The organism is Bradyrhizobium sp. CSA207 (assembly GCF_029051685.1).
Taxonomy (GTDB): Bacteria; Pseudomonadota; Alphaproteobacteria; order Rhizobiales; family Xanthobacteraceae; genus Bradyrhizobium.
This window is the reverse complement of sequence record NZ_JAACFT010000019.1, coordinates 161,050-169,288: the sequence shown is the minus strand read 5'-3', so window position 1 is coordinate 169,288 and position 8,239 is coordinate 161,050. Positions and strand designations below refer to the sequence as shown.

Genomic DNA, 8,239 nt, shown 5'->3' with positions numbered 1-8,239 from the left:
ATTCCAGGATTTCGAGCCGTTCTGGGAATTCGTCTCGGGCCCGCTGCACGCGGGCACTTTCGGTCCGAATGCGCTCGACAACACTTTTGGACCGGAGGTGCGCTTCATCAAGGCGCCGGGGGTCGATTTGGGGATCTGATGGTTTCCGACACCGCAAGAGCCGGAGGGCTGTTGTCGCGCCGCCGTATCGGGCGGGCCGAGACGGTTTTGCTGTCTCTCGGCGCCATTGCGCTGTCGCTCGGTGCCGCCGCCTGGGTCGCGGATATGGGCGATTCGACCCCGCTGGTCTCCGCTGCGCTGCCGCCGGCCAATGCGCTGGCCAATACCGTGTCGTTCGACGAGCGTTTCACATCGCTGTCGGGTGGCCAGCCCGCCCGTGACACCGGCCTGCGCGCGATCGAACGCTCCGCCCTGAATGCGGTTCAGCTCAAGCTCCGCGACGCCAAGGCGATGCTCGCCCAAAAACTCCAGGGCGACGACTGGCGCTCGACCCTGACCGATGACGGCAGGCCCACAGCGGACGAAGCCAGGCCGTCGCAGCGGGCCGATGCCGTCCCCATGCCGCGCTCGCGCCCGGTCCAAGCCGATCTCGCGTCCCAGATTGCCTCCAGCCAGGCTTTTGCCGACACCAACCCGCGGGTCGACAACCGCAACTTCCTCGAGAAGTTCAGCGACAAGATCAAGCTGGCCTCGCTGACGCCCGACAGCGGCCTGTTCCGCAAGGCGCCGGATCTCGCCGCCCTCGGCTATGATTCGCAGACCGCGGTCTATGACATCTCGGCCAGGGCTGTTTACCTGCCGAGCGGCCTCGCGCTGGAAGCCCATTCGGGCATGGGTCCGCTGATGGACGATCCGGACCATGTCGACCAACGCATGGTTGGCGCCACTCCGCCGGCAACCTACGATTTGAAGCCGCGCGAAAAGCCGTTTCACGGCATTCGGGCGCTGCGCATGACGCCCGCCGAAGGCACCAGCGCGCTCGGCCGTGTCGGCCTTCTCACCCACAGCTACATGCTCGGGCCGCGCGGCGACTCCAACGGTTGCGTCTCGATCAAGGACTACGAGCGCTTCCTGAAGGCCTACGACAATGGCGAGTTCAACCGCATGGTCGTTGTGCCGAGCCTGAGCGGGCCGGCGACCGCCTCGCAGCGCGCCAGCACCAACTCCTGAAATCCGTCTGCTGCGGTGGGGCTGCAGTTTCCCCTTCGTTAAGCCGTCATCGTCCAGAAGAAGCGTATGAGCGATCCTTCAAGTTCCGACACCCCGCTGCGTACGACGTTTAGCATCAAGCTGAACGGTGACACGCTGCCGATCGCGACCGTCGGCCAAGCCTATCAGTTCCTGACCAACTTCAAATCGGTCGAGTGGATGGAATTCCGCTCGCTGCACGAGGACGCGGTCGCCGCGCTGGAAGGCGCTGCCGGCAACGCCATGCTCGCGGTGCAGGCGACCAACGCCGTGCGCGCGCTGTTCGTCAGCGCCAAGCTGCTCTAAAGGGCGCCACAGCGTAGCCCGGATGGAGCGCAGCGTAATCCGGGACAGTCGCACATTTGGAAGGATTCCCGGATTGCACTGCGCTCCATCCGGGCTACCGCTCACAGCTTGAACTCCGCTGCAGCAACGGGCAAACGGTGCGCGAAGTCCTTGGCTCATGCCGTTCCATTTGAAACTACGCAGGGAAGAGAGCTCATCATGAAACGCCGTACATTCCTCAAGGGTGGCGCCGTCGCCGGCGCGACGACGCTGGTTGCGGCTCCTGCGATCGCGCAATCGCAGCCCGAGATCAAGTGGCGCCTGACCTCGAGCTTTCCGAAGTCGCTCGACACCATCTACGGCACCGCGCAGACGTTTGCGAAATACGTGGCGGAGGCCACCGACAACAAATTCCAGATCCAGACCTTTGGCGCCGGCGAGATCGTCCCCGGCCTGCAGGCGCTCGATGCCGTCAGCACCGCCTCGGTGGAGATGGCGCAGACGCCGCTCTATTTCTACATCGGCAAGGAGCCGGCGCTGGCCTACGCCACCGGGGCGCCTTTCGGGATGAACCATCGCCATCAGGAATCCTGGTGGCACTTCGGCGGCGGTGCCGAGCTTACAAACGAGGCGCTGAAGCCGTTCAAGACGCACGCCATTCTCTGCGGCAATTCCGGCAGCCAGATGGGCGGCTGGTTCCGCAAGGAGATCAAGACAGTCGACGATCTCAAGGGCCTCAAATTCCGCATCGCCGGCATGGGCGGGCATGTGCTGGCGCGCCTCGGCGTGGTGCCACAGCAGATCGCAGGCGGCGACGTGTATCCCGCGCTCGAGAGGGGGACGATTGACGCCGCGGAATTCGTCGGTCCCTATGACGACGAGAAGCTCGGCTTCCAGAAGGTCGCCAAATACTACTACTTCCCCGGCTGGTGGGAAGGCGGCGCCATGCTGCACATGATCGTCAATGACGAGAAATGGGCTTCGCTGCCGAAGCAATACCAGGCGATCCTCAACCAAGCCGGCTCGGCGGCGGGCGCCTGGATGCTGGAGAAATACGACAGCGTCAATCCGGCGGCCCTGAAGCGGCTGATCGCCAACGGCGCGGAGCTGAAGGCGTTCCCGCAGCCGGTGCTGGAGGCCTGCTACACGGCGACCCAGGACCATCTCAACGAGCTCGCCGCCAAGAGCGACCTGTTCAAGCGGACCAAGGACAGCCACGACGCCTATATGAAGGAGCTGCTGTTCTACACGCAGATCGCTGAAAACTTCTACGACAACTATCTGCTAAGCAAGATGCGCAACAAGACCTGAGCGCAAGACGGGCGCGGCGCGGCGAATTAAGTTGCGCCCTGCCTTTGTAGCCCGGATGGAGCGCAGCGTAATCCGGGATCTCGCGCGTCAACGGCACCTTCCCGGATTACGCTGCGCTCCATCCGGGCTACCGGACTGGCAGGTGCGGCGTCCTAGGTCGTGCCCAAACCCAGCTTCTCATAGATGCGCCGCGCATAGGCGCCGAAAGCGTCCGTCGTCTTGAGCGGGAGGGCGCGCGGGAAGGGCAGGTCGATGGCGAAATAATCGGCCATCTTCGCCGGTCCCGCCGTCAGCACCGCGCAGTGCGAGGACAGGAAGACAGCCTCCTGGATCGAATGCGTGACGAAGACGATGGTCTTGCCGCTCTCGCGCCAGATCCGTAGCATCTCCAGGTTCATCTGCTCACGCGTCAATGCGTCCAGCGCGCCGAACGGCTCGTCCATCAGGATCAGCTTCGGATCGTGGATGAAGGCGCGCGCGATCGCGGTGCGCTGCTGCATGCCGCCGGACAGTTGCTGCGGGTATTTTTGTTCGTTTCCGGAAAGCCCGACCAGGTTGATCAGGTCGCGCGCCCGCTCGCGCGCCGCCTTGATCGGCAGGCCGACAATCTCGGCCGGCAGCATCACGTTGTCCAGGATCGTTCGCCACTTCAGCAGCAGCGCCTGCTGGAACACCATGCCGATGTCGCGGGTCGGATCGAACGGGCTGTTGGCGTTGCCGATTGTCACGGTGCCGCCGTCAGCGCCATGCAGGCCGGCCAAGATCTTCATCACCGTGGTCTTGCCGCAGCCGGACGGACCGACCAGCGACACCAGCTCACCCTCCTGCACGTCCATGGTGACGTCGGACACCGCAAGAAATTCTGCGCCGCCGGAGCGATAGACCTTGCGGACGCCGCGCAGGCTGATGAAGGGCTCCGCTGTCATGCCAGCCATTTGTTCAAGTTAGCCGCCACAAAAGCATCGTCGCTGAGATCGGCATGCTCGCGGCAGACGCGATCGATCTCGTCTTGCTGGCCGGGGCTCAGGCCTTCGTCCGGATCGAGGCACCACAGGCCCTGCATCAGGCCCTGACGCCGCAGCACCTCATGGCAGCCGGCGATGCAGCCGTGGAAATTGTTGGCGACGTCGAAGAAGGCACTGTTGCAGTCGGTGACGCGGGCATCAAGCGCGAGCAGGTCGGCCGGCACGCTGTCCTTGTGCCGCGCCGCCTTGCAGCGCTCGAACTGCTTGATGGCGCTCGCGGTCCACACCGACCAGTGGCCGAGCAGGCCGCCCTTGAAATAGGTCCGCGTGGTGACGCCGTTGTCACGCAGGTCGAACGGCAGCATGAGGTCGAGCAGGATGTGATCGTCATTGCCGGTATAGAGCGCGACGCGGTCGAGCGCGCCGGCCGCCGCGACGCCGCGCAGCACGTCGAGCGTCCGGTAGCGGTTGAACGGCGCGATCTTGATCGCGATGACATTGTCGATCGAGGCAAAGCGCTGCCAGAATTGGCTCGACAGGATGACGCCGCCGACGGCCGGCTGGAGATAGAATCCGATCAGCGGAATCTCGGCAGCAACTGCCGCGCAGTGCGCGATGATCTCATCCTCAGAGGCACTCTTCATCGCGGCGAGGCTGAGCAGCCCGGCATGATAGCCGATGTCGCGCGCGGTGCGGGCCTCGGCGGCAGCCTGCCGCGTTGGCCCTGCGAGCCCAGCAACCAAGGCCAGCGGCCGCCTGGTCCAGATCGCGGCGGTCTCGGCGGCGAGTTCGAGCACGGGACGGTAGAGGCCGACGTCGCGGATCGCGAACTGCGTCGTGTGCACGCCGACCGCGAGGCCGCCGGCGCCGGCGTCGATATAATAGCGCGTCAGCGCGCGCTGGTACTTCTTGTCGAGCGTGCGCGCGGCCGTGAGCGCGAGGGGATGGGCCGGCAGCACGGTGCCGTCGGCGATCAGCTTGCGGATCTCGCTGTTGATCTGGCTGTGGTGCATGATGTCCTATCCGAATTCAGGGCCGGCGACGGCGAATGGCAATTCCGCGCTCGCGGCAGGGGCGAGACCGAGCCGCATACGCTGGAACGGCCGTTCGATGGTCCAGCCGGCTTTGGTCAATCCCGCCAGGAACGCATCGTGCGAGGCGACGGCGTCAAGCAGAATCGGGCCGCTCTCCGACCGCGTGATGGCATCGACCAAGGCCAGCGCGCCGGTCGCGTCATTCGCAAACAACGGGCCGATGTGGCGCGCGGTTCTGCCGTCGCGGATCAGCGCAATGGCTCCGTTCGTCGAGACGATGCGCGAGCCCGGGCGCTGTGCGAAGGCGGAGAGGAGCGCAGTCCGATCGAAGCCTGCGGCCCTCCGGTCGCGGGCGCAGAGCGCGTCAAGCGGCGCCGCCAAAGGCGCCGGCGCAAAGCCCTGACCGGATGTCTCCAGCCGCAGCCGGCGCAATTGCAGCGTGGGCGAGAATCCGAGCGGACCGTAGACGGCAGCACCGGCCGGTGTCGCGTCGAGCCAGCTCGTCAGCCCGCGCTTGCGTGCCGTCTGAAGGCAGGCGTCGACGAGACGCGTCGCGAGACCGCGGCGGTGATGGCTTGTGGTCACCAGCACCATACTGATCCAGGCGTTGTCGTCGGAGTAGGGCAGCAGCGCGGCCGTCGCGACCAGTTGCGAGCCGTCGCGGATGCCAAGCACGACGCCCTCACGCAGGAAGAAGCGCCAGTCCTCTTCGCTCTGGTTCCAGTGTGCCTCGGTTGATAGCAGCAGGCAGGCTGGTGCGTCACCGAGGCCGAGCTGGACAACGCGCGGTCCGTCAGTAGCGTCCATCGCGTACCTCGTATTTGGTCGGCTTGCCGAGGCTCGGCATGGCGCGGGACACCCAATCCGCGGTCCAGGCGATCAACTGCTCGGTATCGACGACTGGCAGGCCGAACAGCGCGACCGCCTGCGACGTGTCGGTCAGCCACGCCGTCGGCTCCTCCTTGCCTGTTAGCACCGGCGCGCGGCCGAACCTTGCGCCGAATTTCGCGGCGAGATCGCGCACGCTGAGGATCTCATGGCCGCTGACATTGATCGGCGAGGTCGGCGTCGTGCAATGGGCAAGACAGCGCAGCGCCTGGGACGACGCATCACCCTGCCAGATGAAATTGACGTGGCCAAGGCTGACGTCGATCGGCGTGCCCGTGAGCACCTTGCTCGCGATATCGTGCAGCACGCCATAGCGCATGTCGATCGCATAGTTGAGCCTGAACAGCCGCCCTGGTGTTGCCAACTTGCGCGAAAAATATTCAAACATGCGCTCGCGGCCGACGCAGGACTGGGCATATTCGCCGGGCGGGTTCGGCGCCATCTCCTCGCTCGAGCCTTTGCCGTCGACGGGGACGAAGGGATAGATGCAGCCGGTCGAGAACGCCACGATGCGCGAGGACGGGAACGCCTGCGCGACCAGCGCCGGGACATGGGCGTTCATCGCCCAGGTCAGCGACAGATCGCCCTCGGCGCCGAATTTTCGCCCGGCCATGAAGACGATGTTGGGCGCCTTTGGCAGTGCGCGGATGGCATTCTCGTCCATCAGGTCGCAGTTGACGGTTTCGACGTCGCGCGCGTGCAGCCAGTCCTTGACGCTTGCGTCGCTGAACCGGGCGACGCCGATGACGCGGCGATCCGGTGCGGCGGCTTTCGCAAGACCGGCCAGCGTCGGGCCCATCTTGCCGGCGACGCCAAGGATCATGATGTCGCCCTCGACCTTTTGGAGGTCGTCGATCAGCGCCTGGGTCGGCCGGCACAGGAGATCGTCGAGCGCAGCGATGTCCGGGATCGTCTTCGGCAGCGTCTGGCGGGTGAGGAGCATCGGTCGTTCCTTGGTCAATTAAGTCTGCCGTTTTCAGCTTTGTCTGGCGTCGCCGACCACGAACATGCGTTCGAGGGCGAGGACCAGGCCGTAGAGAGCGACCCCGAGCAGCGTCAGCAGCACCACAGCCATCACCATCGCAGGCGTGTCGAGCGACGACTGCACCTGGATCATGAGGTAGCCGAGCCCGCGCTCGGAGGCGATGAACTCGCCGACGATGGCGCCGGCGACCGCGAGGATGGCGCCGACCTTCATGCCGGAGAACACGTAAGGCAGCGACCCCGGCAGCTGGATCTTGCGGAACAGCGTCCAGCGCGAGCCGCGCAGCGATTTGACGAGATCGAGCAGGTCGGGCTCGACCTCGCGCAGGCCGCGCGCGGTGGTGAGCAGGATCGGGAAGAAGCAGATGCTGAACGCGATCAGGATGTTCGACACGATGCCGTAGGAGAACCAGACGATCAGGAGCGGACCGAGCGCCACCTTCGGGATCATGTTCAGCGTGACGAACAGCGGCAGCAGCAGCAGGCTGACCAGCGGCGCCCAGCTGAAGATCACAGCCAGCGACACGCCGACGATGGCGCCGAGCGCGAAGCCGCCGAGGATCTCGATCGCAGTGACCAGCGTGTTGGCGCCCCAGGAATAGCTTGCGGTTCCCAACGTCTGCACGGTGGCCAGCGGCGAGGGCAGGATGAATCTCGGTACGTGGAAGGCGTCGACCGACACCTGCCAGAGCACGAGCACGGCAAGATGCACGACCAGGATGATCGCAAAGCTGCGCGCGGTGCGTGCTCCGTCACCTTCCACCGGTTGCTCCCTGTTGCTGTGGCCTCTCTACCGCGACCAACAGCCTAGCCGCCCTCGAGGAAAGTTTCAACCAGCTGGTTGATTAGGGCCGGAGCGACTGGAGCACGAGGTCGACGACGTGCCTGCGGCGGGCGCGGCGCTGGGCACGGCTCGACAGGTCCTTGCCGAAGATCGCCGACAGCGTCGATGTGTTGGAGAAGAAGAAATAGCTCAGCCCCGCGATGGAGATATAGAGCTGCACGGCGTCGATCCCCTTGCGGAAAACCCCGCTGCGCACCCCCTCGTGCAGGATGTGGGAGACGCTTTTCACCAGCGGCGAATGCATCGCCTCCAGCCGCGTCGAGCCGCGGACGTGGCGCGCGCCGCCGCGGTTCTCGTCGTTCAAAAGCACGATGAAATCAGGGTTCGCGGCCAGATGGTCGAACGAGGCCTCGATCAGCTTGCGGATCGCCTTGTCCGGTGCCAGGCCTTCGAGATTGAGCCTGCGCTCCTGCTCGCGGATGTCTTCATAGACCCATTCGAGCACGGCGAGGTAGAGCGCATCCTTGTCGCCGAAATAGTGATAGACCAGCTGCTTGTTGACGCCAGCGCGCTCCGCGATCTCGTCGACGCGGGCACCCGCAAAACCGTGCCGGGCGAACTCCAGGCGCGCCGCGGTGAGCAGTTTCCGGCGGGTGGCGACGGGGTCGCGCCGCTGCGGCACGGTGTCGCCAGATCGTTTTGCGGGCATTTCCAACCAAACAGTTGACAATCGGAGGAGGGGCTTGTTGCATTGGTAGCCTCACATGGGGAGAGCGACAAGCCGGGTCGCGGCAACGAGG

General features: G+C 65.2%; 9 protein-coding genes. 3 read left to right on the top strand and 6 right to left on the bottom strand.

The genetic code is table 11. From position 1 onward, the window contains the following. Nucleotides 1-207: 207 nt before the first annotated feature. The 3 genes from GWG65_RS22485 to GWG65_RS22475 all read left to right on the top strand — a co-directional run bounded on the left by GWG65_RS22485 (nucleotide 208) and on the right by GWG65_RS22475 (nucleotide 2,784). On the top strand, nucleotides 208-1,170 hold the full coding sequence (locus GWG65_RS22485; protein WP_275197758.1) for a DUF2778 domain-containing protein: 963 nt from the start codon (nucleotides 208-210) through the stop codon (nucleotides 1,168-1,170). Nucleotides 1,171-1,236: 66 nt separating this feature from the next. Beyond that, a complete protein-coding gene (locus tag GWG65_RS22480) occupies nucleotides 1,237-1,494 on the top strand; it encodes a hypothetical protein (RefSeq protein WP_148740866.1) in 258 nt (85 codons plus the stop codon). Between the two features lie 198 nt (nucleotides 1,495-1,692). Beyond that, complete coding sequence (locus GWG65_RS22475) at nucleotides 1,693-2,784, top strand: TRAP transporter substrate-binding protein (protein WP_275197753.1); 1,092 nt, start codon at nucleotides 1,693-1,695, stop codon at nucleotides 2,782-2,784. A 152-nt stretch (nucleotides 2,785-2,936) separates the two neighbouring features. Here GWG65_RS22475 and GWG65_RS22470 read toward each other — a convergent pair whose 3' ends face one another. The 6 genes from GWG65_RS22470 to GWG65_RS22445 all read right to left on the bottom strand — a co-directional run bounded on the left by GWG65_RS22470 (nucleotide 2,937) and on the right by GWG65_RS22445 (nucleotide 8,148). Next, nucleotides 2,937-3,719 carry an ABC transporter ATP-binding protein gene (locus GWG65_RS22470; protein WP_275197752.1) on the bottom strand — a complete coding sequence of 261 codons (783 nt, stop codon included), beginning with the start codon at nucleotides 3,717-3,719 and terminating at the stop codon, nucleotides 2,937-2,939. Beyond that, a complete protein-coding gene (locus GWG65_RS22465; protein WP_275197751.1) occupies nucleotides 3,707-4,762 on the bottom strand; it encodes a dihydrodipicolinate synthase family protein in 1,056 nt (351 codons plus the stop codon). The genes GWG65_RS22470 and GWG65_RS22465 overlap by 13 nt, the downstream gene beginning before the upstream one ends. A 6-nt stretch (nucleotides 4,763-4,768) precedes the next feature. Beyond that, on the bottom strand, nucleotides 4,769-5,590 hold the full coding sequence (locus GWG65_RS22460; protein WP_275197750.1) for a GNAT family N-acetyltransferase: 822 nt from the start codon (nucleotides 5,588-5,590) through the stop codon (nucleotides 4,769-4,771). Then, on the bottom strand, nucleotides 5,577-6,614 hold the full coding sequence (locus GWG65_RS22455) for an NAD(P)-dependent oxidoreductase (RefSeq protein ID WP_275197749.1): 1,038 nt from the start codon (nucleotides 6,612-6,614) through the stop codon (nucleotides 5,577-5,579). The genes GWG65_RS22460 and GWG65_RS22455 overlap by 14 nt, the downstream gene beginning before the upstream one ends. Nucleotides 6,615-6,647: 33 nt before the next feature. After that, nucleotides 6,648-7,418, bottom strand: coding sequence for an ABC transporter permease (locus GWG65_RS22450; protein ID WP_275197748.1), 771 nt, complete (start codon nucleotides 7,416-7,418; stop codon nucleotides 6,648-6,650). Nucleotides 7,419-7,500: 82 nt separating this feature from the next. Beyond that, the gene (locus GWG65_RS22445; protein WP_275197747.1) at nucleotides 7,501-8,148 is read right to left on the bottom strand and encodes a TetR/AcrR family transcriptional regulator; all 648 of its coding nucleotides are present in this window, start codon (nucleotides 8,146-8,148) and stop codon (nucleotides 7,501-7,503) included. Nucleotides 8,149-8,239: the final 91 nt, after the last annotated feature.